Annotated in this window: 23 protein-coding genes; 9 read left to right on the top strand and 14 right to left on the bottom strand. The window is 57.8% G+C overall.

Going from position 1 to position 24205, the window contains the following annotated elements:
• Nucleotides 1-228, top strand: a complete 228-nt coding sequence (locus tag LWH94_RS00115; RefSeq protein ID WP_022988633.1) for a hypothetical protein — start codon at nt 1-3, stop codon at nt 226-228.
• Here LWH94_RS00115 and LWH94_RS00110 read toward each other — a convergent pair.
• Both LWH94_RS00110 and LWH94_RS00105 read right to left on the bottom strand, forming a co-directional pair.
• Nucleotides 225-1058 (bottom strand): zinc-dependent peptidase, encoded by an 834-nt coding sequence (locus LWH94_RS00110; RefSeq protein ID WP_232900672.1) that lies wholly within the window; start codon nt 1056-1058, stop codon nt 225-227. The genes LWH94_RS00115 and LWH94_RS00110 overlap by 4 nt on opposite strands.
• Before the next feature lie 12 nt (nt 1059-1070).
• Nucleotides 1071-2045, bottom strand: a complete 975-nt coding sequence (locus tag LWH94_RS00105; protein WP_232900671.1) for a ribonuclease Z — start codon at nt 2043-2045, stop codon at nt 1071-1073.
• Between the two features lie 71 nt (nt 2046-2116).
• Here LWH94_RS00105 and LWH94_RS00100 point away from each other — a divergent pair, with 71 nt between their 5' ends.
• From LWH94_RS00100 to LWH94_RS00090, 3 genes are all read left to right on the top strand, one after another.
• Nucleotides 2117-2971 (top strand): crotonase/enoyl-CoA hydratase family protein, encoded by an 855-nt coding sequence (locus tag LWH94_RS00100; RefSeq protein ID WP_232900670.1) that lies wholly within the window; start codon nt 2117-2119, stop codon nt 2969-2971.
• A gap of 27 nt (nt 2972-2998) precedes the next feature.
• Nucleotides 2999-3568 carry a CPBP family intramembrane glutamic endopeptidase gene (locus LWH94_RS00095; protein WP_232900669.1) on the top strand — a complete coding sequence of 190 codons (570 nt, stop codon included), beginning with the start codon at nt 2999-3001 and terminating at the stop codon, nt 3566-3568.
• A gap of 66 nt (nt 3569-3634) precedes the next feature.
• The gene (locus tag LWH94_RS00090) at nt 3635-4240 is read left to right on the top strand and encodes a LysE/ArgO family amino acid transporter (protein WP_094624725.1); all 606 of its coding nucleotides are present in this window, start codon (nt 3635-3637) and stop codon (nt 4238-4240) included.
• Here the strand turns inward: LWH94_RS00090 and LWH94_RS00085 are convergent.
• From LWH94_RS00085 to LWH94_RS00070, 4 genes are all read right to left on the bottom strand, one after another.
• Nucleotides 4214-5293 carry an alpha/beta hydrolase gene (locus LWH94_RS00085; protein WP_232900668.1) on the bottom strand — a complete coding sequence of 360 codons (1080 nt, stop codon included), beginning with the start codon at nt 5291-5293 and terminating at the stop codon, nt 4214-4216. The two genes, LWH94_RS00090 and LWH94_RS00085, sit on opposite strands and share 27 nt — an antisense overlap.
• A gap of 184 nt (nt 5294-5477) precedes the next feature.
• A complete protein-coding gene (locus tag LWH94_RS00080) occupies nt 5478-6347 on the bottom strand; it encodes a DUF6160 family protein (protein ID WP_232900667.1) in 870 nt (289 codons plus the stop codon).
• Nucleotides 6348-6445: 98 nt separating this feature from the next.
• Nucleotides 6446-8272, bottom strand: coding sequence for a choice-of-anchor D domain-containing protein (locus LWH94_RS00075; RefSeq protein ID WP_232900666.1), 1827 nt, complete (start codon nt 8270-8272; stop codon nt 6446-6448).
• A 244-nt stretch (nt 8273-8516) separates the two neighbouring features.
• Nucleotides 8517-9539, bottom strand: coding sequence for an AraC family transcriptional regulator (locus LWH94_RS00070; RefSeq protein WP_232900665.1), 1023 nt, complete (start codon nt 9537-9539; stop codon nt 8517-8519).
• A 132-nt stretch (nt 9540-9671) separates the two neighbouring features.
• On the opposite strand from LWH94_RS00070, the gene LWH94_RS00065 reads away from it, so the two are divergent.
• Nucleotides 9672-10349, top strand: coding sequence for a class I SAM-dependent methyltransferase (locus tag LWH94_RS00065; RefSeq protein WP_332875475.1), 678 nt, complete (start codon nt 9672-9674; stop codon nt 10347-10349).
• A gap of 6 nt (nt 10350-10355) precedes the next feature.
• On the opposite strand, the gene LWH94_RS00060 is transcribed toward LWH94_RS00065, so the two are convergent.
• From LWH94_RS00060 to LWH94_RS00025, 8 genes are all read right to left on the bottom strand, one after another.
• A complete protein-coding gene (locus LWH94_RS00060; RefSeq protein WP_232900664.1) occupies nt 10356-11351 on the bottom strand; it encodes a PA2778 family cysteine peptidase in 996 nt (331 codons plus the stop codon).
• 11 nt (nt 11352-11362) lie between these two features.
• Nucleotides 11363-11764 carry a PA2779 family protein gene (locus tag LWH94_RS00055; RefSeq protein WP_022988645.1) on the bottom strand — a complete coding sequence of 134 codons (402 nt, stop codon included), beginning with the start codon at nt 11762-11764 and terminating at the stop codon, nt 11363-11365.
• A gap of 92 nt (nt 11765-11856) precedes the next feature.
• A complete protein-coding gene (locus tag LWH94_RS00050) occupies nt 11857-13302 on the bottom strand; it encodes a phospholipase D family protein (protein ID WP_232900663.1) in 1446 nt (481 codons plus the stop codon).
• A 35-nt stretch (nt 13303-13337) separates the two neighbouring features.
• Nucleotides 13338-14084 (bottom strand): glutamine amidotransferase, encoded by a 747-nt coding sequence (locus tag LWH94_RS00045; RefSeq protein ID WP_232900662.1) that lies wholly within the window; start codon nt 14082-14084, stop codon nt 13338-13340.
• 33 nt (nt 14085-14117) lie between these two features.
• Nucleotides 14118-14846, bottom strand: a complete 729-nt coding sequence (locus LWH94_RS00040) for a YebC/PmpR family DNA-binding transcriptional regulator (protein ID WP_022988648.1) — start codon at nt 14844-14846, stop codon at nt 14118-14120.
• 124 nt (nt 14847-14970) lie between these two features.
• Nucleotides 14971-15771 carry an MBL fold metallo-hydrolase gene (locus LWH94_RS00035; protein ID WP_022988649.1) on the bottom strand — a complete coding sequence of 267 codons (801 nt, stop codon included), beginning with the start codon at nt 15769-15771 and terminating at the stop codon, nt 14971-14973.
• A gap of 165 nt (nt 15772-15936) precedes the next feature.
• Entirely contained in the window at nt 15937-16365 is a 429-nt protein-coding gene (locus LWH94_RS00030; RefSeq protein WP_058340229.1) for an SRPBCC family protein, read from the bottom strand.
• 69 nt (nt 16366-16434) lie between these two features.
• The gene (locus LWH94_RS00025; protein WP_232900661.1) at nt 16435-17043 is read right to left on the bottom strand and encodes a hypothetical protein; all 609 of its coding nucleotides are present in this window, start codon (nt 17041-17043) and stop codon (nt 16435-16437) included.
• 133 nt (nt 17044-17176) lie between these two features.
• Here LWH94_RS00025 and LWH94_RS00020 point away from each other — a divergent pair, with 133 nt between their 5' ends.
• The 4 genes from LWH94_RS00020 to LWH94_RS00005 form a co-directional block, all read left to right on the top strand.
• Nucleotides 17177-18538, top strand: a complete 1362-nt coding sequence (locus LWH94_RS00020) for a hypothetical protein (protein WP_232900660.1) — start codon at nt 17177-17179, stop codon at nt 18536-18538.
• Between the two features lie 164 nt (nt 18539-18702).
• On the top strand, nt 18703-20775 hold the full coding sequence (locus tag LWH94_RS00015; protein ID WP_232900659.1) for a type VI secretion system Vgr family protein: 2073 nt from the start codon (nt 18703-18705) through the stop codon (nt 20773-20775).
• Nucleotides 20772-21599: a DUF4123 domain-containing protein gene (locus LWH94_RS00010; RefSeq protein WP_232900658.1), complete on the top strand. Its 828-nt coding sequence runs from the start codon at nt 20772-20774 to the stop codon at nt 21597-21599. The genes LWH94_RS00015 and LWH94_RS00010 overlap by 4 nt, the downstream gene beginning before the upstream one ends.
• A 3-nt stretch (nt 21600-21602) precedes the next feature.
• The coding region (locus LWH94_RS00005; RefSeq protein ID WP_332875474.1) for a toxin VasX at nt 21603-24205 on the top strand (2603 nt) is incomplete at its 3' end.

The raw sequence follows: 24205 nt of genomic DNA, 5'->3' as shown, positions 1-24205 counted from the left end.
ATGAGCAGTTTACGCGGAATAGACGAGGTGATCCCCGATGCGCGGGATGGTCTCACAAAAACGGAACGGACGATACTTTACGTCCTGAGCGAGACCCAGAAGGAATTGGGCGGCCGTAATGTGCCTACGGTGATGCTGTATGGCCGGGTGCTGGAGTATGTGAATATCAGCGTGGACGAGCTGCACCTGTACCTGGACAGGCTGGGCGTTAAAGGGGATGGGCTTTAGGTCTTGTGGGTGCTGAAGTCTCTCGGATCTAATCGGTAATAGCCGCACATCGCCTTGTAGACCTCCGGTTGCGCCTCTAGCAGGTGTTCCGGTTGCTGAAAAAAGGTTTCCGTCAGCACCGCAAAGAACTCCGCCGGCTCGGTGGCGCCGTAAGGGTCCAGCCAGGGTTTATGATGGTGTTCCAGCCGATGTTGCAGGTGGTCCCAGGCCTTGGTCATGGTTTCCTGCCAATGCTTTGCGTCTTGCCCGCTCAGTGGCGGAGCCCCGTCTGCCGAGCCATCCAGGTAATCCAGTTGATGGGCAAATTCATGAAGGATCACATTATGGGCCCCGCTGGGGTTGGCAATAGCTTGTTCACACTGGCTCCAGGCCAGAATCACCCGGCCGTGAGACCAGGCTTCCCCGGCCCGGGTTTCTTCACTGGTACTGACCACCAGGCCGTCGCTGTCGGTGTCCTGAACCCGGTAGATATCCGGGTAAACCAGAATGCTCTTTACATCGTCGTAGTTCGAGAAGGCTCGTTCCAGCAATAACAGGCAGGCATGACCGGCGATGGTCACCCGTACCCTGTCATCGATGTGAAAGCCTGCGCATTCGTAGAACTCCTTTTCTGCGATAAACAGCTGAACCAGGTTCTCCAGCCGGGATTTGTGGCTGGTGGAGAGCCGGTTATAGATGGGGACATTGTCCTTGAGGTGGCGCCGCCAGGGCTCAGGGAAGGGCTGTTGCAGTTCTCGCTGGCGTCGCCAGTTGCGGTAGAAAAACAGGTAGAAGACCGACCCGGAAATCAGGATGGCAGCGGCCAGGGAAAAGATCAGTGCGGGCGACATGGGTAGGCCTGGCTAATGATCATGTTGCAGTCTGTGTAGTTGCAGGTCTTTTTCCAGCCGGTAAGTGTCGAAATCCCGGGCCAGGAACAGGTGGCCCTTGTAATGCTGCAACGCCTCGGCGGCGAGCTGGTTGATATGGGGCGTGCCCCCCGGGGCGGATTGGTAGCGGGAGCTGAAGTGGGTGAGTACCAGGTTGGGCAGCTTTACGCTCTGGGCAAATCGGGCGACCTGCTGCGCTGAGCTGTGCTGGGGCCAGGGGCCGACCCGGTCGGCGACGTCCTGGGTGTAGGTGGCCTCGTGAATCAGTACTTGGGTGCCGTTGCAGGCATCTTTCAGCAGTTCCGGTGTGTCATTATCCCCACCCACAATGATGCGCCGGGCGGTTCTGGGTATCTCTGTGTAGTCATCGCTCCTCAACAACCGGCCGTCATCCAGCAGAACGTCTTTGCCCTTCTGCAGGTCGCCCCAGGAAGGACCCGCCTCTATGCCGTCCGCCGTCAGTTTTTCCTGCTTTAGCTGGCGTTCCAGATTTCGTTCAGTAAAGACATAAGCGTGACAGGCAACCCGGTGCGAAAGCGCCACGTTGGTAACCCCCACGTTGTCATCCTGCCAGTAAAAATCGTGCGCCTCGGAATTGATGAAGTTCAGCGGGTAGCTCAGGCTGGAGTCGCTGTTATCTATCGTCGCCTCTATGAACCGACGCACCTGTGGCGGCGCAATGATGTCCAGGGGCTCTGTACGGCCCAGCATGGAGGCACTGGTGAGCAGCCCGGGCAGGCCAAAGATGTGATCACCGTGGATGTGGGTGATAAAAATCGCCCGCAGCTGCATCACCGAATAGCGGGTGCGGATCAGTTGGTGCTGGGTGCCTTCTCCGCAATCGACCAGGTACCAGGGTTTGGGACCGGACCGGCAAAGGGCCAGGCCAGTAACGTTCCGTGACCGGGTTGGTGTTCCGGCAGATGTGCCCAGGAAAGTAAATTCCATCGTGCCTCGATTCGCGGTAATGTGCCCCCTAATAATACGAAACCCTGCTCTGAGATGATACGGAACCCATCATGTCTGAACTCGCAAACTACGAAAGCTTTAACATCGAAGTAAAAGACCACATCGCCCACGTACAGTTCAGCCGCCCTGAAGCGCTGAACTCCATGAACAAGGCGTTCTGGCTGGAGTTGCCCCGCTGCGTGCAGGACATCGAAGCCAACACAGACGCCCGGGTAATTGTGATCTCCTCCACCGGCAAGCACTTTTCCGCCGGCATGGACCTAGGTGTGTTTTCTGATCCGAAATCCGTGCCCATGAGCGGTGACCCCGGCCGTATGGCCGAGAACCTGCGTAGAGTCGTACTGCAGTTGCAAGACACCCTGAGCTCTCTGGAAAAAGTACGCCTGCCGGTGCTGGCGGCGGTTCACGGCGGCTGCATTGGCGGCGCGCTGGATCTGGTGTGTGCCGCTGACAGCCGTTACTGCACGGCGGATGCCTACTTCACCATCAAAGAAACTGAGCTGGGAATGACCGCCGATGTAGGCACCCTGCAGCGTTTGCCCAAGCTGATGCCCGAAGGCGTAGTGCGGGAACTGGCCTACACCGGCCGCAAATTCGGCGCCGAAGAGGCCCAGCGACTTGGTTTCGTGAATACCGTTTACGAGCACCAGGAGGCGATGCTGGAAGGTGTGATGGCCATTGCTGCCCAGATTGCCGCCAACTCGCCGCTGGCGGTGACCGGCTGTAAGGAAATGATCAATTTCAGCCGTGATCACAGTGTGGAAGACAGCCTGAAGTACATGGCTACCTGGCAGGCCGGCATGTTCCGCCCCGGAGACATGATGAAATCCTTCCAGGCCAAGGCCCAGAAACAGGCTCCGAGCTACGATGCCCTGTTCCCCGTCAAGGATCTGTTCGACAACTGATCCATGCCTGAACGCGGAAGTCCCTCCATGCCTTCAGCCACCGCCCTGATGTTTCAGGGCGGTATTGGTTTACTCGGCCTGTTTGCTGTCTGGCTGTTTGAGATCCCGCTGCTTCTTGATGGCCTGAATGCTGTTGAGGTGGTGTTGTTCGGCACAGTGGGGGCGGTTGGTACCTACCTGGTGCTGGTGTTGTTATCCCGCGTGCCCTGGCTTTTTCCGGATAACCTGAGCGGCCAGATGCAAGCGCTCTATAACTTTGCCGCCAGTTATCGCTGGCCGGTACTTGGGGCGTTGTCTTTGCTGGCGGGTGTCGGGGAAGAGTTGTTGTTTCGCGGGGCTATTCAGGGCTGGCTGCTACAGCACACCGGTCCCTGGACGGCGGTTATTGCCGCTTCCGTGTTGTTCGGCCTGGTGCACTATGTTTCGTTCACCTATTTCGTGATGGCCACAGGCCTTGGTGCAGTGTTGGGCGTTGCCTACCAGTTCAGCCAGAGCCTGGCGCTGGTTATGGCCTGGCATGCGCTGTACGACATGGTCGCGCTCTATTGTCTGCTGCGGTATCCCCACTGGTTTGGTGTACGCCGGCCCCGGCCCTGAACCAGAAGGGTTCCCACCTGTGAGGCGCGCGGGTATCCTTGCGCCAGTTTTTTCGGAGTAGTTGGAATGCTTGAGAGTTACCTGACCGGTCTGCTGGTGTGTGGCGGTATTATCGTGGCCATTGGTGCCCAGAACGCTTACATCCTGAGCCAGGCCATTCGCCGGGAGCACCACTGGTGGGCAGCCGGGTTGTGCATGGTGTCAGACGTACTGCTGTTTACGCTCGGCATGTTCGGCGTGAGTGCGGCCCTGATGGCGGCACCCCAGGCGCTGGAAGTCTTGCGCTGGCTGGGTGTTGCCTTCCTGGGCTGGCTGGCCCTGCAGGCGTTTGTGCGGGCGGGCCGTGGCCGGGCAGCGCTGAAGGCGTCTGGTGATGTGGGGCGAAGCCTGAAACGGGTTATCCTGACGACCCTGGCCGTAACCCTGCTTAATCCGCAGGTTTACCTGGACACCCTGTTGCTGATCCCGGCAGTCGGTGCCCAGCAGAGTAGTGCAGTGACTTTTGTGGCCGGCGCCAGCAGCGCGTCGATCCTCTGGTTTGGTGGTCTTGCCTGGTTCGGATCCAGGCTGGCACCGGTTCTTTCCAAACCCGGTGCCTGGCGAGTGATTGATGGCGTTATTGGCCTGATGATGGCGGCTATCGCTTTACAGTTGGCCCTTGGCGGCCTTTGATATCTCGCCTTTCTCAACTTGTTCCAGAAACGCCCGGATATCTTCGAAGGCTTCTTCGGCTTCCGGCAACAGCGGTGTGAAGATGTGCCACACATGTACCATCTTTTGCCAGGTGTGCAGTTCAACCGGTGAACCTTCGGCCCTGGCCTTTGCGGCATAGCGGGTAGAGTTGTCCAGCAGCATTTCTGTGGAGCTGGCATGGATCAGCGTTGGCGGCAGTTTGTTCAGGTTGCCGCGCAACGGCGAAGCCACCGGGTTGGTGGGGGAGATCCGGAATGCTGCCAGGGTGCCCCACCAGAGCACCGGCAAAGGAATCTTGGAGAGCCCGCCAAACACCGGTCCTAGCAGGGGGTCGGTGCGGATGTTGTCGCGGTTGCTGGGGGCCGTCAGGGTGAGGTCTGTGGACGGCGACAGTGCCACTGCGGCATCCGGCTGGCGGATACCATTGTCCCGAACCCAGGCAATCAGCGACAGGGTATGGCTGCCGCCTGCGGAATCACCGGCAACCACCATAAAATCTGCAGTTTCTTCACCGTCCGGGCCGTGGGCTAACAGCCAGGTATAAGCCTGGCGGCAGTCACGGATGCCATCCATAAACCGGTGCTCCGGCATCAATCGGTAGTCGAGGGCGAAAACGGCGGCATTGGCCAGCTGCGAGAACCTGTCGGTAATCGCCCGGTGGCTGCGGGGGCTGCCCGCGGCCCAGGCGCCACCGTGGATATACAGAACCCGTCGTCGGGTGTCCACGCCCGGGGCGATAACCCATTCGCCCCTGGGTTGGTCGTTATGACGAATCTCTGAAGTTACTTCAACATCCTCACCCAGACTGTCCAGGTGATTCCTCAGGGCAATCAGCCTGGTTTTGCCTTTCAGTCCCTTTGATGCCCGGCCCATATCTTTAATGCGTGACAGCACCTCATCGTGAGCCGGATTGGGTGCGACTTCCTTCACTGCCCACTCGTTGCCGTCAAATTCGGACAGGTCTTTGACCCGGAACAGCAGGAAAGTGGCAACAACAATCAGCGCGACAATGGCGAGCAAGGTCCAGAGCATGGGTGTTCCTTTTCGGGAAGCAGTGGTTTTGTTCTGTGGATCAGTGAAATCCTAACACGGCAACTATCACATCCGTGCGTTGTGTTGCCATTGGCCGGGCGGCCGGGGTGCAGGGCAATGTTCGGGAGGCTTGCAGGAAAGGGGGTAGAGAAAAAGGGCCCGGAGAACCGGGCCCAAGCACGGCTTAATCGTGGCCGTAGATGCGCATGCTGGTGTTCTGCACAGACAGGTTGTCCAGCATCACGGAACCGATATTAGTGCCGCCAACCAGAATCTGACCGATCTTCATGTCTGCATCGAATTGTTTCAGGTCGATAGCAAGGGCTTCGTCGGTGCTGCCGAAACGTGCACCCTTGTATACGTCCAAATCGATCTTGGCACCAAGATACGAGACGCTCGCCTTTCCAGGCTGGCCATTGTCGATCCTTGTGCCCATGTAGTTGGCGCCGGTCATTTTAAAATCACGGATACCAATGCCTAAGAGGTTGACATCAACGTCCAGATCGGAAATGCCCACTTGAGTGGCCAGATTCAGGTGATCGGTTTCTGTATCCACCCTGATTTCAAGCTCGTTGACAGCGCCAACCATGTTAAAGTTACTGGCCAGCAGGGTGGAATCGGTGTGACCTTCCAGGGTCCACTCACCGGTGCTGACGCCGAAGTCGATAGGTGCGATAGTTAAAGGCCTCACGCTGATGATCGCATCACCGTCATCCGCTATGTCAATGTTGATCTTGATGTTGTCAATGAGGTCGCTGGTCTCACCGAACAGAAGGTTATGATTGGCCTCGCCGTATTGGTCCGCGTCTCTGATCTCGGTGAACAGCTCGGTGGTATTCGCACCGCCAATCGAGATGTCTTTGATAGACAGGGAGCCTTCATCGGTGTACCGGAATTCGCCGATGTCCACACGGGTTTCCAGCTCGATAGTCACACCGGCCTGACCGGTGATGCTGCCCATCTGGGCGTCATCAATGGGTTTCAGATCGGCCTGGGCCACAAACGGGAGGCCTGCCATGGCCAGCACTAACGCAGATTTTTTCAGGCTTTTCATTTCGTCGTTCCTTTTTTGGTTTTGTTTTCTTTTCTTTCCTGATTCGGGTTACAGCCGGCCGATACCGGCTGTAACCCTTTCCGGCCAAGCCGGAACTTTTAGAACTGAGGAGTCAGGTCCAGGTTGATGGTGTTGCCCGGGCCAGTCATGAACTGGTTCAGCAGGCTGGTCAGCAGGCCGCAGTTTTCCAGCGCGCCCAGCTCGTAGACACCGCTTACGGTACCGCCAGTGGCCGGTGAGAAGTTGGAGCCTTCAACCGACTTCAGCTCGATGTTGATCGGATCGCGGGTCTGACACTCGGAACCACCACCAATGCGAATTGGCAGCCAGCCGATCTTGATAGCAACCTTGGGTACTTTCACATACAGCTGGGAGTTGGCAGTCAGCTTGCCGTTTACCAGGGAGCCGGTGGTTACCGCAGCCTGCTCGAATTCCACGTTGGCGGCAGCATTGATCTTGCTGAACAGCACCTTGATGGAGAAGTTGCCGGAGGTTGGCTGAACTTCCAGGTCTGCTTCAAAAGTGCCGGCAGCCAGGTCGAGAAGGGTAGCGATAGAACCGGTCAGGGGCAGGGAGCCGCCGGTTGCCTTGATCAGTGTGGAGCCTTCCAGGCCCAACAGCAGTTCAATGGGGTCTGGGCCGCCGGTGCTTTCTTCATAAGACTCTGCGCGCACCGGAATGGTTACGGTGGTGCTTTCTTCGTCGCTGGAGTTCACGACCAGGGCCGCGCTATACACACCCGGTGCACCGGCAGCAAAGCTCAGGTCGACAGAGCAGCTGGCGCCAGCGGCAACCGTGGTGCAGTTATTGGTCTGCAGGAAGTCAGCGGCATTGGCACCTTCCAGGGCAATGCTGTTGATTTGCAGGGCGGCATTACCGTTGTTGGCAATGGTAACCTGCGCGGATTCGCTGGTTCCGGACAGAACGCGACCCAGTTCGACCGATTCCGGAGATACCGAGATTTCCGGTGTCGGAGCCAGGGTGCCGCGGCCAGACAGGGCAACGTCGATGCTCGGGGTTTCGGCATCGGTAGACTCGATGGTCAGGGTTGCGCTACGGGTGCCATCGGTGCTTGGAGCAAAGGTGACATCAACCGCACAGGAAGCGTCCGGCGCAAGGCTGGAGCCACACTGGTTATTCAGGGTGAAGACGTCAGCATCGTTACCACTGATGGCAATGTTGTTCAGGCCCAGGGCTGCACTGCCGGTGTTGGTGATGGATACGGACTGCTGAGCGCTCAGGCCGGCCTGGACTGCGCCGAAGGCCAGTTCTTCAGCGCCTACGGTAATACGCGGTGTTTCAACCACTTCACCACCCACGGTGATGGTTTGAAGCAGGTTGTCCTGGCCCGGCAACTGAACACAGTCAGTCAGGATTTCACCGATCGGAGCCGGGGCAATGGCGCCATTGGCGGTGCGCGCAGTCAGGTCCAGTTGCAGGGCGCCAACACGGATGACCAGTTCGCCAATATCATCCTCTGTAACCAGGAATTCCGGAGACATGCCGGAGGCCGGAACATTGAATTCGCCTGACGTTTCGGGAACCGGCGTGGGCGGAATGTCCAGCTTCACAATTTGTTCAACGGTTCTGCCTGCGGTCACAACACTGTTGTAACTGGTGGCAACGCCTTCGAGTGTGGCGGACTGAACCAGTTTAAGACCGGTGCGGGCATCGTCATTGACCACGGTGATGGCATCAACGGTGAATGCGGGGATGGTGTCACCTACAGACACTACGGAAGGAATATCCGCGCTGATGGTAGCCCGGATGGGCTGGTCCCCAATCAGCGGGAACGGACATTCAAAGGCCAGTTCGGTAGAGACCTGTTCGGCTGCCGCATTTGACGCACCGCCGGCCATCAAGGCCGCCGCCGCAACGGCGGGACCGAGCTTGCGAACGCTCGTTTTGAGGTTCCTGAGTTTCATGAGTTCGTCCTCTGTGTATCTTCTTTGTTGTAGTTGGGGTTGCAGACAACACCGATAAGGACTGCTCGATCGGACTTGCAAAGATCCCGTGCCATACGCGTTTACGCATGAATGCAGGGTTATTAGACGGGGAGTGGGTGCCGCCGGTCATTGCTGGTGGCGGCACCATTTTTGTCTTAAACGGAAATCAGGGTGGGTTATTGTTCAAACCGTGAACGGTGTCAAAACGGCCGGGGAACGCCGGTCACTTTTTACTGCGGGCCTGCCGGCGAATGTCGCCCGGGGTCTGACCGGTCCAGGAACGGTAGGCCTTGGTGAAACCGGCCTGGTCACTGAATCCCAGTTTTTCTGCGATGGATTCCAGCGGCACATTGGTGTCTTTCAGGTACAAGGTGGCAAAGTTTTCCCGGATCTCGTTACGCAGTTCCCGGAAGGATGTGCCGGCGCTGGCAAGGTGCTGCCGCAGTGTGCGGGGGCTGATCTCCAGGCGGCGGGCGATATTCTCGGTGGTGCAGGGGCGCCCGGGCTGGCTCATGATCAGTTCCGGTACCTGCATAACGGTCTCGTCTGCTTCCCGGGGTGTCTCCCGGGCACCGTGCCGGGTCCTGGCCACCAGGAATTCCAGGCTGGCGTCGTCTTTGCGAATCGGGGTGCCGTTCAGGGGCATGATCACCTGGCTGATGCCAGCATCGAATTCGAACTCGCTGTCTGGCGCCAGCAATTGCCAGTCTTTCTGGCTGGCTTTGCCCGGGAAGTCGAACTGGAAGGTGAAATGGCTGCATACCTGGGAGGAGACCCGGTGAATGCTGCCCATGTAGATCTTGGTCAGGCAGGGCCGAAGATCGCCCACTCCCCAGGTATCGATCAACCGGATGCGAATGGTGGAACCGCTGGATTCCAGCTCCATATCCATCAGTGGCAAGCCCACCCGGAGGTATTGAACAATCATGCTGACCAGGCGGCGGGGATTTTCCTGGCCCAGCACGGCAAAGCCGAGCAAGCCGTGGCTGGGCAGGTCCAGCTGCTGTCCGAATTCGAAGGCGGCCCGTTCGTCGTGCATCAGCCAGTCGGCCTGGCGGAGCAGGAGCAGCACCTGGCTCATGGTTACGCTGGCATCGGGGTTGTTCAGAAGGTCGTCGGTAATGCCGGTTTCCGCCATGATGGCGTGGCGTTTAACGCCGCGGTTTTCCATAAACCGGATAAAACGGCGGGCATAACGGGCCGAAATGATCGGCACCTCCAGTGCAAGGTTGTTCAACGAATCCATGTTTCCGTCTCTGTGCCGAGGCTGTGTACGGGGTTAGTATAGGCGCGGTGTTACGGTGGATATCCGGCAACTGGTCACAAATTGGCCGCATGGCCGGATATGACAATAAAACTTCAGACAGGTTTGTCCCCCATGATTTCAGGTGGTGCCACAGCATCCAATACAGAGTTGTCCGAGCCCTGTTCGGTTTGTGAGAGCCGCACACTCGCACCGTTTATGGAGGTAGAAGGCAAACTTTACCTGCGTTGTGGCACTTGCCAGGCAACCCTGATGGCGCCGGGGTTCTACTTGTCTGAGCAGGAGGAACGGGCCGTCTACCAGTTGCACGATAATCAGCCAGAGGACCCCGGCTATCGAAAGTTTCTGTCAAAGCTTGTCGGGCCTCTACTGGCAAAGCTTTCCCCGGGCGCCCACGGGTTGGATTTTGGCTGTGGCCCCGGGCCCGCGCTGGCTAGCATGTTTGAGGAGGCTGGCCACCCGATGTCGGTTTACGATCCGTTCTTCAGTCCAGAAAGGGAAGTGCTGAACCAGGCCTATGATTTTGTGACCTGTACCGAAGTCGTGGAACACCTGCACCAGCCTGCCCAGGTGTTCAGACAGCTCGACGCCTTGGTAAAGCCCGGAGGCTGGCTGGGTATCATGACTTGTTTCCAGAACGCGGATGACCGCTTTGCCACTTGGCATTACCGCAGAGACCCGACCCACGTGGTGTTCTACCGGGAAGAAACCTTTGCCTGGCTGGCCGCACATTTCGGCTGGGAGCTGGAGGTGCCGAGAAAGGATGTTGTGCTGTTCCGAAAGCGGGCCTGACCCGGTTCAAGGCGCCTCGACAGGACATTGGGGAATGGCCGGGCATTGCTGCGTGGCGTTTTGGATCGGGCCGGGCAGGCTGTCTGCTTTATTTTTGAAGCGGTCAGGGGCAAGGGCGCTTGCGCAACCCCGGGCTTTCCCGGCTGTTTCAGGGCAGCCATTGGCCGACAGGGCATAGGCCAGGTTGTTCCAGCCTTCAGGGGCTTGCGGGAATAGCTTCACAGCTTTCAGAAAGTGCTCGATCGCTTGTTGCGGCTGCTGTTGCGCATAGGCCAGGTTACCCAGTGCCATGATCGGGGCAGAGTGTTCGGGCCAGCGTGTTTGCGCGGTCTGGTAGGCCTCCCGTGCCGCACGGCTGTGACCGGTGGTTTCCAGGTCATGGGCGGCCCTCAGCCAGGGCAGGGGCTCGGCGGTTGCCGGTAACGTGTCCGGTGGCAGGATCACCACGGCCCACCGTTCAGCCCGGTTCCAGGTGGCATGAAAGGCTTTGTAGGGCATCCGGTAATGCTGGCGGGTGTCGGTGTTCAGCACCAGCTCCTCCTCCCGGGCGTCGTAGCCCACCACCACGGCAAAGTGCCATTGTGGCCACCAGTTGAAGCGCAGGTTCTGCATGACCAGTACCGGGTTGCCAGCCGCAACTTCCGCCAGTACGGCATCAATTTCCGGTTGTAGTGGATACACCACCATATTGTGGGAGCGCGCCCCGGCAACCATCTCCACCTGCAACGAGCCTTCCCGGCCGGGAATGTACACCAGCTCTTTCAGGATGTCCGGATCGGTGGACAGCCCCTGAGTGTTCAGCATGGTGGCCAGCGAGGCCGGGCCACACTGGTACTTTTCCTGGGGATAGAACGGTACTTTCTCCAGCAAGGTCGATGCGGGCTGTACATCATTGTTGGTGGCTGATGGTTCGGGCCAGGGCGGCGTAATTGCGCAGCCGGCCAGCAGGACCAGGCCCGTGAGGGCCATCAACCGGCTGAAACCGGAGAGCTTCCTGAGCATGGTTCGGTGGTTTACCGGATACAGTTAATGAACGAGAAGAGATCGGTGGCGCACAGCATGTCGGTGATGATGAACACCAGCAGGAACAGGACGATCACACCGACAACCCCTTCACCGGTGGGTGCTTCGGCCAGTTGCTGCTCGAAGTCTGCCAGTTCGGCGGGGGTCAGGTTCTGGATGCGCTCGGCCACCTGGTCTTCACTGACACCAAGCTCGGACAGCTTTTCTTTCACTTCCTGCTGTTCCAGCATCTCCAGCAGCTGTTGCCGGTCGAGCTCGGTCTGTTGTTGCTGGATCAGCTCACCGGTGCCCACCATGCCGGCGTGGGCAGAAACGGAGAAGGTGGTGGCAAAGGCCATCAGTAGGGCCATCACCAGAGAAAACTGCTTGGTGTAACGTCGCATGGCGTTCATGACAGACTCCTTTCTCAGTTGTTTACAAAGACACTAGTTTGAACTGTGTCGCTGTTCAACATACAAAACGTTCACCAAGAAGAAAGGGTTCCTCAGAAAGTGGAAAGCCCTGTGGCTTCCATCACCCGGTACTGCCAGTAACGGAACCTGGAGGCCTCCTGCCACCTTGCCCACGGCAGGCTGAGTACCGGGTTGCTGTCCGGGCCATGGTTCCAGTGCAGCTCGAAGTAATCAGTCGCCTTAGTGGCAACGGGGTGGTCGGCCGGGAGTTGCACCCATGCGTTGGATTCCAGGTTCAGGTCGTCTAGGTTGCGGCGGGTGAAGTTGGCAGAGCCCAGCAGCATTTCCTGTTGGCCATCGCTAGGGGTTCGGATCAGCAGCTTGCTGTGGCATTGCTCCCCGTGGGTGTTACACCAGCGTACAGCAACTCCTGCCTGGTTCAACTCGTTAGCCACCGGGCGGTTGGGAATGCCGTTCTTCTCGTGGCCGAAGGCGTCTTTGTTGGCATCCAGCAACAGCCGGATGCTCACGCCCCGTTGCTGAGCGGATATCAGGGCTTCGATGATGGGGCGGTGGGACAGGTAGAACATGGCCATGTCGAGACTGTCCCCGGGCTGGCTCTGGTCAATCATCGCTAGGGCCTTGTCCCGGATGGCGGATTCGGTGAGTACCTGAATGCTGCTGCCGGATTCCTGGTGTTCGCCGGCCATGGCCTCCAATGTGTTGATCCAACGGTCAATTGTGGTGGTATCTGCGCCGGACATATGCAAAACCGCGCGTTCGCTGCGAACCACATCGGTGACTGCCGGGCCATTGAAGGCCAGGGCGGTGTTGCTGTGCCGGCTGCTGCCATCGTGGGGGTTGGCGGAGGTGATCACAGCACGGAAGCGATCTCCCTCGTCGGCAACCAGTACCTTGCGATGGTTGGCCTTGAAGTTGGGCAGGGCCAGGTAGCTGCGAACGGTGGCGGGCTCCGTGCCCAGTGCGTTGGGCAGCCAGCCACCATCGGGGTTGTTGCCCAGCCACTGGCAGCAGAGCCGCCATAATGATGACCAGGCCGGGTTGCTGTCCCGCAGGGATTCCAGCCGGGTGATGACCAGTTGAATGCCGGCATTTTCGAGGGCTTCGAACAGTGTCGATCGGGTGCCGCCGTAGAAGGTGTTAAGCGGGTCTGTGATGACCACAATGTCGATGCCGGGCTGCGATTGCTTTCGGGTAATCAGAGCATCGACGGTCTGCTGTGCCAGGGGCCGTAATCCCTTGTCTTCGGGGCCGGTACTGTTGAACAGGAACATATCCAGCAGGATGAATGTTTCGGCCTGTCCGATCAGCCGGAACATCTCGTCGAAAATTTCGTGGTCCAGCTCGGAGCGGCCATCAGGGAAGTGCAGGGTGGTGTCGGTCAGCAGTTCAGGCGCTTCGAGGGGCAGAACATCGCCCTGATAGGCAAGGCCGGCCGGCAAGGGCTTGCAGGTGTGCCATAGCCCGAGGCTGACCAGAATCAATAACAGGGCTGCGGCGAGTAACTTCATTGTCATGGCAGCATCATTCCTTTGAGTGTGGGGCGCCTGGCTCAGGTTTCGCTGTGCCGGAGGATCCGTTCCGAAAACAGCTGCAGCAGGCGGGCTGCGTTTTCGGCCGGTTGCACCGAGGCCATCAAACCATTGGCATCCAGCCCTTCGGCCTGAAGGTCAGGGTACTGGACTTCCAGATACGCCTTCATGATGTGTTCGGTGAACTCGGGGTGAAACTGCACACCCCAGGCATTGTCACCGACCCGGAAAGCCTGGTGCGGCTCAAAGTCGGACTCGCCCAGCAAAACAGCGCCAGGGGGTAGCTCCAGCACAGATTGCTTGTGAGTCAGCTGAGCCGGAAAGGTTTGCGGAAGCTGGCTGAACAGGGGATCGCTCTGTGCAGCAGCAAACAGGCGAACCAGTCGGGTGCCGGTTTCACGGCCTTTGGGATGGTAATCCACCTTGCCGCCCATGGCATGTGCCAGAAGCTGGTGGCCGTAGCAGACACCCAGAAGCGGAACATTGTCTTCTACTGCCTGGCGCACCCAGTTGGCTGCTTGTTCGCTCCAGGGTTCCCGGTTACTGACCATGGCCGGCGAGCCGGTGATAACGATGCCTTGCCAGTCCGAGGGGTGGCCCGGAGGTGAAGCACGGGTTACGTCGACGACTGTCAGTTGCAACTGGCTGGACAAGCCACGGGTAAACCAGGCATCAAAGTCTCCGAACTGATCCTTGATTTGCGGATAGGTGCTCCCTGTTTTCAGGATAACCACCCGCGGGGCCTGTGTGTTGCCTGTGCCAGCCATACTGCGCTCCGGTGACAGCTAAACGGGAGAGGGTTATTCCTCTTCCGGAAGTTCCGCGTTGTGGAACACGTTCTGAACGTCGTCCAGATCGTTCAACATGTCGAGGAACTTCTCGAACAGGGGAATATCGTCGCCCTGAACAACTGTAGTGGTCTTCGGCAGGAACTGGATCTCGTCCACATCGAACTCGATGCCTTCGAAGGCCGCTTCCAGTGCCTGCTTGGCCTTGGCGTATTCGGTGTTGGGCGTGAATACGGTGATCTTGCCGTCTTCATTTTCGATGTCGGTCACGTCTACATCGGCTTCCATCAGTGCTTCAAGAACGGCTTCTTCATCCTGGCCGTTGAACGCGAAAATAGCGCAGTGGTCGAACATGTGGGCAACCACGCCGGGGGTGCCGATCTTGCACTTGGTCTTGGTGAAGGCCAGGCGAACGTCGCCGAAGGTGCGGTTGGGATTGTCGGTCAGGCAGTCGACAATCACCATGCAGTTGCCGGGGCCATAACCTTCGTAACGGGCTGTCGAGTAGTCTTCCCCCGCGCCGCCCTTGGCCTTCTCGATGGCTTTTTCAATAACGTGCGTGGGAACCTGGTCTTTCTTGGCGCGCTCGATCAGCCCGCGAAGCGACAGGTTGGCCTGGGGGTCGGGGCCGCCAGACTTGGCGCTCATGTAGATTTCCCGGCCGTACTTGCTGTAAACCTTGGTTTTAGCCGCGGCCGTCTTGGCCATGGATTCTTTACGGTTCTGGTAGGCTCTGCCCATCGTTGGTGCCTCTCGGATTTACGATCAAAAGCGGGATTTTACTGAACCTGAGGGATTTGCGACAGGGGTGATTGCGCAAGGAATGCAGAAGGAGGTTTCCGCATCCCTGCGGAAACCGGGGAAATCACACAAAATCGACCGGCGGACGGTAGTTGTCCTGGGTCATCAGGTCGATACCGCAGTCCATGCTGCTGACCCAGTTCAGGAAGCGGTCAACCATGGCCGGCCCCTCAAAACGTTTGCCGTGCTGGGGCACGATCATGGCCACGTCCATATCGCGAACCATGTTGGCCCACAGCTGGCACACCTTTTTAGAGGCAATATACCGGCGGTGGAAGCCAATCATGTGCTGGATGTGGTTGTCGAAGTCTTCCACCGGTTTGTGATCGTCTTCACCCCCGAGCGATGCGCCCAGGTCTCCGGAGAACAGAATCTTCGAGACCGGATCATAGAACTGCAGGTTACCCACAGAGTGCATGAAGTGGGCTGGCAGACACTGGATATGGGAGTCGCCGAAACGCACTTTCGCACCCTGGTCCGGAATGCTGATGATGCGATCGTACACGCTGCCGCTGAGCTGGTTGGTTACGTAACTGGACACCAGGTGGGGCAGGAAACGGGCCCACAGCTTGGAGGTTACGATGCTGGCCTTGGTGTGCACAATCCAGCGGTCAATCGCACCGATGATGTCCGGGTCCTGGTGGGAGGCAAATACATAGTCCATCTCACGGATGTTCATGTACTTGGAGGCAGCCACCGACAGCGGGGTATAGGTAAGGTCTCCGCCGGGATCCAGCAGGGCTTCGTGGTCACCATCTACAATCAGGAACTGGTTGGACTGAACGCCCTCGCCGGTTACCAAAGAATCAAACATCAGGCACTTGTGGTGCCCGTTGTCGAACAGAACGATCGGCTCAACTGCCATTAGGGTCTCCCGCACAACAATAGGTTACAGGCCATGATCGCGGTGCCCAGGCACCGCGATGGCCGGATATTGCAATAAGGTTTGGAGACTACCGAACAGCGGGAAGCCGGGCCTTGCCACAGGTCAATTATCTGATATTCATCAAGTAGCGGATTGTTGCTATGGCTACGCCAGTTCCGGAACCCGGCGGATGCCACGCTTCAGGCCCTGCTCCAGCGCTGCACTGACCACCTTGCCTGAAAACGGCACGATATCTTCGAAGGTGATGGTATAGCTGACCCGGGTTTGACCTTCCTGCGTGTCATAAAAACGAATACGCCCCATATGATTTCGAATCGGGCTAAGGCTGGTGATGGTGTATTCAATCAGCGAGTCCGGCTCGAAAACCAGTACGGTTTCCTGCAGGGACAGGGGGCCAATGCCGATTTTACGTACCGAGCCGGTACCGTTCGGATCGGCCTGGTCACTGTCTTTGATGCGTTTTACCGGAGCACCGATCATTTTCCCGAAACGGTGATGGTCGGCAAACAGGGCGAAGACTTTTCGCCTTGGTACATCAAAAGTTTCATCAATTTCAATGGTGTAGCTGGCCATCTCGGTGTCCTTGCTTGTTGTTGTATTTCGCAAGGGTAACTGTTCGCGTTCTTAAACAAAAGTCGTAGGTCAATTGGTCTTTGGTTGAGTGTTCGGTGGGCAAAAACTGATCTCGGTGCCCGGAGGGATAACTGCGGTTTCGTCGCTACGAATAGCGTCCATATTGAACACGGTGAGGAACTTCGCAGCACCAAAGCGGGTTTGCACATCGTAGGCGATGGCATTCAGCTCGTTGTAGGGCGGCAGGGCAACCAGCTTGTCCAGCAGGTCCATCCGGTTGGAGGCTTTGCGTGGGAAGTCTTCGTTGGGGGCGCCTTCTTCATCCAGCCAGCGATTCCAGTGCTGGTTTATATCATCCAGCACTTCCCGGTTAGCCCGCTGGGGCAGGTTCAGGAACCGGCAGTGGCCAAAATTATCCAGCTTCTGTTTGTTGGTATCCCACTCGCCGATATCGATTTTGACGTCGGCAAAGCAGACTCCGGCACCAGAGCTGGCACTCTGGCGGACCGCAGCGCCAATCAGGCTGCCTGGGCCTTTGTGGCCGTACAGCAGGGTAACGCCCTTGGTGGGCAGCCGGAAGCCGTCATGCTGGAAGTAGTCGGGCCTGCAAATAATATGTGTGTCGGGCTGGGAATCACCCTCAAAAAAGAAGAACGTTTTGGCCCCGATAACAGACACGTTAGTGAATCCTTGTGACAGTTCAGTGCGCCCCACACGGTGCTACGGCAATATTGCCAGACTCAATAATTGGTTATGTTAACATTGTACACATTTTTGGAAAAACATACCCTATACCATACAGGTACTGTACATGCAGCAATCCAGAAGCCGGCAATCCCGGAATGAGCTGACCCATCCCACGGCACCGATCAGTGGTAATACGCTGATGAACCTTAAACTGGTTCTCGAAAGTGTAGTGGGTGATGGGGAAATCCGGGACCTTGACCTTGCCATGTTGCTGAACGTGCCGGTAAACCGCCTGGGCCGCCTGAAAAAGGCCGGTGCCCCCGCTGGCGCTGCTGAAACGCCGGAACCGGATGACGAGCAGGATGATGCGGCCGCCGCGACGATTCGCCCCAACCAGGCCATCCTGGTTCGCCTTCTTCTGAAACGCCCGGAATACGCGCCGCTGACCATGCGCCCGGGTAATGCCGAGATGTTCGAACTGATTTCTCCGCTGATGCCAGGCACGGGCAGCAATGGCAAGATGGCCGGCAAGCAGGGGTACGCGCCGCTGTTTGGCCGCTCCTACGTGTCGTCCTACAAAATGCTGGCCGAGGCGGAATCCACCAGCTTGCCGGTTGTCCGTTTGCAGTTGTTGATTGTTGGCCGGCTGGGGGAAATGTTCCGGGAGCTGTGCCTGACAAAAGTACAGCAGGCCGCCAAGAAAGTGCCGGACTATGTCTTGCAAAGCCTGAAGCACGATGCCGGTTGGCAGCTGCTGAGAGCCAGGGACTCCCTGACCGACTGGATGCCGGATGTGGTTTTCGAGGAATTCAGTGCCCAGCTGCTCAGCCAGTGGCGCACCTGGTTCAATGAATGCTACCTGACCGTGCTGCGCGACGAGGCGTTGTCACGGGACCTGGACCCGAACAAGGTGATGCTCAAAGGTAACTGGACCAACCGGAAGAACGTAGAGCCGGCAGATCTCCAGAACTACGACCGGGCCACGCAACCGATTCTCGGCTGTGAAGACAGCCTGTTCAGTATTTTCCGGGAAAGCTTCGGGCTGACCAGTGCCGAGGCGTTCTGGGCGCTGGGGCTGCAGGTGAAAGCGTTTTACCGTTTCCGCCAGCGCGCCCGGCAACGCATCGATGCACCGTCTGCCCTGCTGGTACGTTACCTGTTCCGCTACCCGGACGACATCCGCCACATTATTCCAGCACCACCCAGTGGCGAAAGCATCCTGCAAAGTATTCAACAGGACGATCCGGCCTTCCGCACCAGCCAGCTGGGCCCGATGTTTGGAGCCTCCCGGGTGATGAGCTACGAGTTTGCGGCAGACCAGCACTCGAGCCCCTTTTTCGCCCGCCGCCTGGCCACCATTTACGCCGAGCAAAAGCGTCGGGGCCAGCCGATTTACAGCCAGTTGCGGGAATGCGTGGAAGACGAGCTGAAGGCGAGAGGGCTGGATTCCAGGGAGTTTTGGCGTGATGGGCGTTGGAACCCATAGCTTTGTCCTGGCGGGACGAATGCCTGGGCGATTGATGGGCCTTGGCTTTGAGTCAAACCAGTAAATTGAGGTGCAGTTCGTTTGTAATCCAAAATGGGCCAGTTATAATCGGCGCTGCTCAGGACGAGTGAGTTATAACCATCTAAACTTCAGGGACCGAAGGTATGCCCCAGGCAAGCGGATTGCAGTTCACCGCCCGTGTAGGCGAATTCCCCTCTGATCACTTTTCGGTACTTGGCTTTGCGCTGACCGAACAGCTGTCTTCCTTGTTTCATGGCCGGTTAGAACTGGCGAGCACCGACCCCGATGTGGCTGCTGCTGACGTTCTGGAACAACCGGTGGACCTGGTAGTCTGGCAAGACGGCCAGCCGGTACGGCGCTTCACCGGCGTGGTCAACGAATTCGTCCGAGGCAACACCGGCCACCGCCGCACCGCCTATGAAGTGGTCATCCAGCCCCCGGCCTGGCGCCTGGGCCTGATGCACAACAGCCGCATCTTCCAGACCCAGACCACCGATGCCATTGTGCGCACCTTGCTCGAAGAGCGAGGCATTGTTGACTCCATCTTCGACTTCAAACGCCCCCCAGAAGAACGCGAATACTGCGTTCAGCACCGGGAAAGCGACTTGCAATTCCTGGAACGACTGGCCGCCGAAGAAGGCTGGCATTACCGCTATCAGCACGGCAGCGTGGATGGTGAGGAACAACCAGCCCTGATCATTGCCGACCACCACGGCGATGCTCCGAAACTGGAATCTGTGACCTGCAACACCAAAGCCGGCGGCAGCACCCAACAAGCCTGCGTATTCAGCTTTGCGTATGAAGAGCGGGTGCGCGCGTCCTCCGTGGCGATGAAGGACTACACCTTCAAGAACCCCGCCTATGCCCTGATGCACGAACACAGCGCGGGCGGTTTGAACCACCGGGAAGACTATCAACACTACGACTACCCCGGCCGCTACAAGGCCGACGCCAGCGGCCAGCCGTTCACCCAGAACAGACTGGATGCCCTCAGAAACGACGCGTCCATGGCCAACGGCAAAAGCAACCGCCCGGACTTCACCCCCGGCGCCAAAGTGGAGCTGCAGGACCATGACAGCCAGACCCTGAACCGGGAATGGCTGCTCACCGCTATTACCCACACCGGCCAACAGCCCCAGGCCCTGGAAGAAGAGGGTGGCAGCGAACCCACCAGTTATCACAACGATTTCAGTGCGATCCCCGCCGATAAAACCTGGCGGCCCCTGTGTGAACACAAACCGATGATGGACGGCCCTCAGATGGCCATCGTCACCGGCCCCGAGGGTGAAGAAATCCATTGCGACCAATATGGCCGGGTGAAAGTACGATTCCCGTGGGATCGCTACTCGAAGAACGACGAACACAGCAGCGCCTGGCTGCGCGTGGCCCAGGGCTGGGCCGGTGGTCAATACGGCTTCATGGCATTGCCCAGAATCGGCCACGAAGTGATCGTGTCTTTCCTGGACGGCGACCCGGACCAGCCGATCATCACCGGAAGAACCTATCACGCCACCAACACACCGCCGTACGCGCTGCCGGAACACAAAACCCGGACCACCCTGAAGACCAAAACCCACAAGGGCGAGGGCAGCAACGAACTGCGGTTTGAGGATGAAGCCGGCGAAGAGCAAATCTACATCCACGCCCAGAAAGACCTGGACCTGCTGACCGAAAACAACCGCACCGAAGTCATCAAGAACGACAGCCACCTTACGGTGGTGAACAATCGCTTCAGCCATGTGAAAGCGGCAGACCACTGCACCACTGATGGTGAAAGCCGAGCCTCCGTCGGCGCCGATTGCAGCCAGACCATCGCCGGCAGTTTCCACCAGAAGACCGGCCGCACCATGGCCTCGGAAGCCGGCACAGAAGTTCATCACAAAGCCGGTGCGAAAGTGGTGCTGGATGCCGGGGCGGAGCTGACGATTTCTGGTGGTGGGAGCTTTATCAAGCTGGACCCCAGTGGGGTTACCTTGGCTGGGCCTGGGATCAAGATAAATTCTGGTGGGGCGCCGGGGAGTGGTGCGGGGCAGGGGGCTGTGATGCCGGGGATGCCGCAGGTGTTTCAGGGGGATAGGCCCGTGGCGCCGGCTCCGGATACGTTGTCGGTGGTTGGGCGTCGACAGAATGCGCCGGCCATAAATGTAGAGTCCCAGATTGCGGCGCTGAAGAAAGGCAAGGCAACGTGCCCGGTATGTGAGGAAAGGCCTGTATGAATCAGGATTGCGGTGTTGTTTCCGAATCGCCCTTCGTGTTTTGGACCTGGCCCGACAACTCGCCTGTAGCTTTGGTACTGGACGGTGTCGGTATTACAGATTTAGGAAAACAAATTTACCTGTGGGCGGATGGAGCCGAAGTGGAGGCTGAGTGTCTGTATGCATCGACGCAATGGGAAGCAATCGCAGAAGTGTCGCCCTGGATTGTCTGGCTGAAAGGGCCAGATGATCCGGTACTAGCCGCATTCCTGGAGCTTGGTGCGCCGAAAGAGCATGGCTACCTGATGATTGCTGGCGCAGATAAGCCCGATGTAATGCATTGGATTCGTGCTCACCTGCAGGTTGAAAAGGCGCCTGACTACGAAGAACTGGTGCGCATTTCACACCCTGCACTTGCCAGTTCAGTCATTGGTGAACAGCTGGGGAAGTGCCCACCTTCTGGCGTGATCCGGCAACTACTGATACCTGATCAAATCAGTCAACGATGGCACCGCATTGAACCGAGCGAGTGGGTTATCGGAGACGCAGACCATAACCGGAGCTCTCTGATCTACTCTGACGAACTTGCGCAGGCTTTCGACGCATTTAATATGCGACAGGTCTCGCTTGAGATCTGGCAGAGTCTTGATGCCAGCGTCAGGATAGCAATTGGGGGCGTGTCCCTTAAAGATGCTTACCCAAGGCTGAGTTTGTTGCTTGGCAAAGCACGCGAAGCCGGCCATGAGAGCCCAAGGGATATGATGCGGTTCTTGTTTTCGGCCCTTTCTGATGAGGGCGTTCCTGTAAAGCAAGGTGATGAAACTGCTCTTTACGATCAAGGATGAATAATGGTACGAAAAGCCAGACCAGCAGACGATAGAGAAGGTAGTGACCTCCTGTGCTGGGAGCAGTCGGGCACTCCAGCAAATGAACCTGAATCATGTCCTTTGCTTCAGTCGGTTGTCCTTTTGCCCTTGCGATATGGCAGGGTGGAGGTCACTCCTGCAGGAACAGACTCCGGATATCCTTACCAACTGACATCCCGGCCACTGGGATACCGCCTCCTCCGGGAGGGATACTTGTATGTGCTTGATGCAGATATCGGCGAGTTGCACGAGTACATGCATGAAGCGGGTGAGCTGTCTGGCCATAATGAGGGCAAGCTTGAGTATCCAAAAGCCCATACGTTGTATGTGGCTTTCTCGGATATCGCGTGGACGGATCGCAAGAAAGCCCAGGTGTTGGACGACCCGGAGGAGCGCAACGCGCTGCTCCAGAAAATTGATCTCGCTACCGCGTCGCCCTCGTCTGGAGGAAAACACCTCCTTACCCCGGCGCAGGCAAAACTGTGGGTAGCCGAGTTTGCGGAAGAGAGTATTGAGCAGGCGCCAGAGGGAGCGCATTCCCAAGAGAGTGAGCCTTACTATTGGGAAGGTCAGCCTTATTTCCATAAGACTCGCTTCGGCAAACTGATTAAACAGCAGGAAATAGACGATCCCTCCAACTGCTTGTGCCTGGTGGTAAAGGATGATGTAGGTGTCATGCTTGACCTTGCTCACCACCAGGACGAAGTGGTGGGTTGGATCGCAGAGTGGGCAGAGAGCGGCGATACTGAGCGGGATTACATGCTGGGCGCCTATATCGAATCCTTAACCACGCTTAGTGATGAGGTGCTGGCGGGGGCCGCGGCGTCGACTGGTAATGAACAGCTTAAGGCCCTTTATGGCAGCACCACAGAATCCCAGCGGCAGACCATCTACGATTACGTGCAGGTTCGAAATGAATACCGGGGCCCGCACCCAATGGGCACGGAAGATTATTTAAGGGAACATCACGGCGACAACCCATTGGTCAAGAGTCAGCTTGCCATGATTGATTCTCTTGGCCCGGAGAAGTTTGAAACCCATAGGGACGCGATCAACCAACTTAACCTGCGTAACTTTCATTTACTCAATGGCGCGAGCTTGGGGCAGAGAGGCATCAACGATCTGATTGATCGTCCGAAAATGGATACTTTCATGGCGGCGCAGCGGGTGAAACTCTCGAGCTGGCAGGCCTTGCTCAAAGATATTACCTACGACCGTGTTTTCTTATTGACGGATGCCCGGTACCACGCTGCAACCTGGTATTTCGACCCCGAAGCTGAGAGCCAGGTGGAAGCAGCGCTGGATCTTCAATATGCGTGCCTGAAAGATATTTGCCGCTCGGACTACGCAGCGAAGCAGGTACTCGACTGGATTGAAAAGCATCCCCAGTACACCCATCCGTTATTCCACACCCTGCCTAGGGTAGACCAGGCTGCTGATGGCGGTTTGGTGGATGCCTACGCTAATATCGCAGCGACCGGCTATAGCGTGGTCACCAAGGCGTCGGAATGGATTCTTGACATTAAGGCGGCTGAAACGGAGAAACTACCGGATATCGCAAAACTGTCCCGCGACATTCAGCAGAAGGCCAGTAGTGTTGGTGACACACTCAACCCGGCAGTATCCCTAGGCGTGGCAAGGACGCTGAGTAAGCTTTACAGCGGAATTGACAGCCAGAACATACCGCCACTGGACGAACTGTTCCGCGACTTACCATTCTTCTTCAAACGCAGAATGCTGAACGCCATCGATGCCGGAGAGGCGGAGTTCCGCGTTGCCTCACAAGCTGAGATGGCTACCTTCAGAGACAATCTGACCCAGATGCTGGCGCTTAATGAGCGTCTGGAAGAACTCAACAAAGCCCACGAACTTGCAAAGCAAACCCACGGCCACCGGTCCGATAAAGCTCGGTCTCTGAATAGCCAGTTCAGGGCCACACGGGAGGAGCATCGGGCTGTGGGTAAAAGAGTGGCGGCTGCCCTGAGCCCGGTAGAGGAAGTTGAGACAGGCTTGAAGTTAGAGCCCGCCGAAACGGGTCGAGCAGGTTTGACTTTGATTGTGGCCGCTACAAAGCAGCAGGAAATTGGTTCGCTGATCGGGCACTTTCGTCAGGGGGTGGGGTCGGCACCCCGGGTGAACCTTATGGGGGATGGGTTGGGCGTTTTGGTGTTTGTGGTGCAGTTTTGGAATTTTGCTATAACAGCGTTGGAAGTAAGCTCTCAGAAACCCACTGAGCGCGCGTATGGGCAGTTGTTTGAGAGCATGGCATCGGCAACAGGTGCTGGCTTTTTGGCTGCTCAAGGCTTGATGGACACTGCTTTCGGAGCCCGGGCAAGCTCACTGACGAATGCTTGGCAGGGTACTTCCCTGAAAGCGGTTCACATTCAGATGGGAAAGTTGCATGTGCTGCTGGGGGGGCCGGCCTATTTGTTTGGTGCAATCAGTGCCGCCCTCAGTACCCGTGAACATTGGAACAACTGGCAGGAGGCCGTTCATGCCGGAAACCAGCAGGCCCAGGCCGCTGCTGTGCTTGGGATGTTGGGGAGTGGCGGCCTAACGACCACGGCTTCGATAGGGTTTGGTAG

The sequence above is a fragment of the Marinobacter sp. G11 genome (genome assembly GCF_021282325.1).
Taxonomy (GTDB): domain Bacteria; phylum Pseudomonadota; class Gammaproteobacteria; order Pseudomonadales; family Oleiphilaceae; genus Marinobacter; species Marinobacter vinifirmus.
The sequence above is the reverse complement of the archived record's forward strand: the minus strand, read 5'-3'. Positions and strand labels throughout refer to the sequence as shown.

Bases quoted from the DNA above. Each gene is read 5' to 3' on its own strand.
- LWH94_RS00080 (WP_232900667.1), bottom strand. From the start codon at position 6,347: ATGAAAAGCCTGAAAAAATCTGCGTTAGTGCTGGCCATGGCAGGCCTC.
- LWH94_RS00105 (WP_232900671.1), bottom strand. From the start codon at position 2,045: ATGGAATTTACTTTCCTGGGCACATCTGCCGGAACACCAACCCGGTCA.
- LWH94_RS00050 (WP_232900663.1), bottom strand. From the start codon at position 13,302: ATGACAATGAAGTTACTCGCCGCAGCCCTGTTATTGATTCTGGTCAGC.
- LWH94_RS00065 (WP_332875475.1), top strand. From the start codon at position 9,672: ATGATTTCAGGTGGTGCCACAGCATCCAATACAGAGTTGTCCGAGCCC.
- LWH94_RS00095 (WP_232900669.1), top strand. From the start codon at position 2,999: ATGCCTTCAGCCACCGCCCTGATGTTTCAGGGCGGTATTGGTTTACTC.
- LWH94_RS00045 (WP_232900662.1), bottom strand. From the start codon at position 14,084: ATGGCTGGCACAGGCAACACACAGGCCCCGCGGGTGGTTATCCTGAAA.
- LWH94_RS00070 (WP_232900665.1), bottom strand. From the start codon at position 9,539: ATGGATTCGTTGAACAACCTTGCACTGGAGGTGCCGATCATTTCGGCC.
- LWH94_RS00030 (WP_058340229.1), bottom strand. From the start codon at position 16,365: ATGGCCAGCTACACCATTGAAATTGATGAAACTTTTGATGTACCAAGG.
- LWH94_RS00090 (WP_094624725.1), top strand. From the start codon at position 3,635: ATGCTTGAGAGTTACCTGACCGGTCTGCTGGTGTGTGGCGGTATTATC.
- LWH94_RS00035 (WP_022988649.1), bottom strand. From the start codon at position 15,771: ATGGCAGTTGAGCCGATCGTTCTGTTCGACAACGGGCACCACAAGTGC.
- LWH94_RS00100 (WP_232900670.1), top strand. From the start codon at position 2,117: ATGTCTGAACTCGCAAACTACGAAAGCTTTAACATCGAAGTAAAAGAC.
- LWH94_RS00055 (WP_022988645.1), bottom strand. From the start codon at position 11,764: ATGAACGCCATGCGACGTTACACCAAGCAGTTTTCTCTGGTGATGGCC.
- LWH94_RS00040 (WP_022988648.1), bottom strand. From the start codon at position 14,846: ATGGGCAGAGCCTACCAGAACCGTAAAGAATCCATGGCCAAGACGGCC.
- LWH94_RS00015 (WP_232900659.1), top strand. From the start codon at position 18,703: ATGCCCCAGGCAAGCGGATTGCAGTTCACCGCCCGTGTAGGCGAATTC.
- LWH94_RS00010 (WP_232900658.1), top strand. From the start codon at position 20,772: ATGAATCAGGATTGCGGTGTTGTTTCCGAATCGCCCTTCGTGTTTTGG.
- LWH94_RS00060 (WP_232900664.1), bottom strand. From the start codon at position 11,351: ATGCTCAGGAAGCTCTCCGGTTTCAGCCGGTTGATGGCCCTCACGGGC.
- LWH94_RS00110 (WP_232900672.1), bottom strand. From the start codon at position 1,058: ATGTCGCCCGCACTGATCTTTTCCCTGGCCGCTGCCATCCTGATTTCC.
- LWH94_RS00020 (WP_232900660.1), top strand. From the start codon at position 17,177: ATGCAGCAATCCAGAAGCCGGCAATCCCGGAATGAGCTGACCCATCCC.
- LWH94_RS00085 (WP_232900668.1), bottom strand. From the start codon at position 5,293: ATGCTCTGGACCTTGCTCGCCATTGTCGCGCTGATTGTTGTTGCCACT.
- LWH94_RS00075 (WP_232900666.1), bottom strand. From the start codon at position 8,272: ATGAAACTCAGGAACCTCAAAACGAGCGTTCGCAAGCTCGGTCCCGCC.
- LWH94_RS00115 (WP_022988633.1), top strand. From the start codon at position 1: ATGAGCAGTTTACGCGGAATAGACGAGGTGATCCCCGATGCGCGGGAT.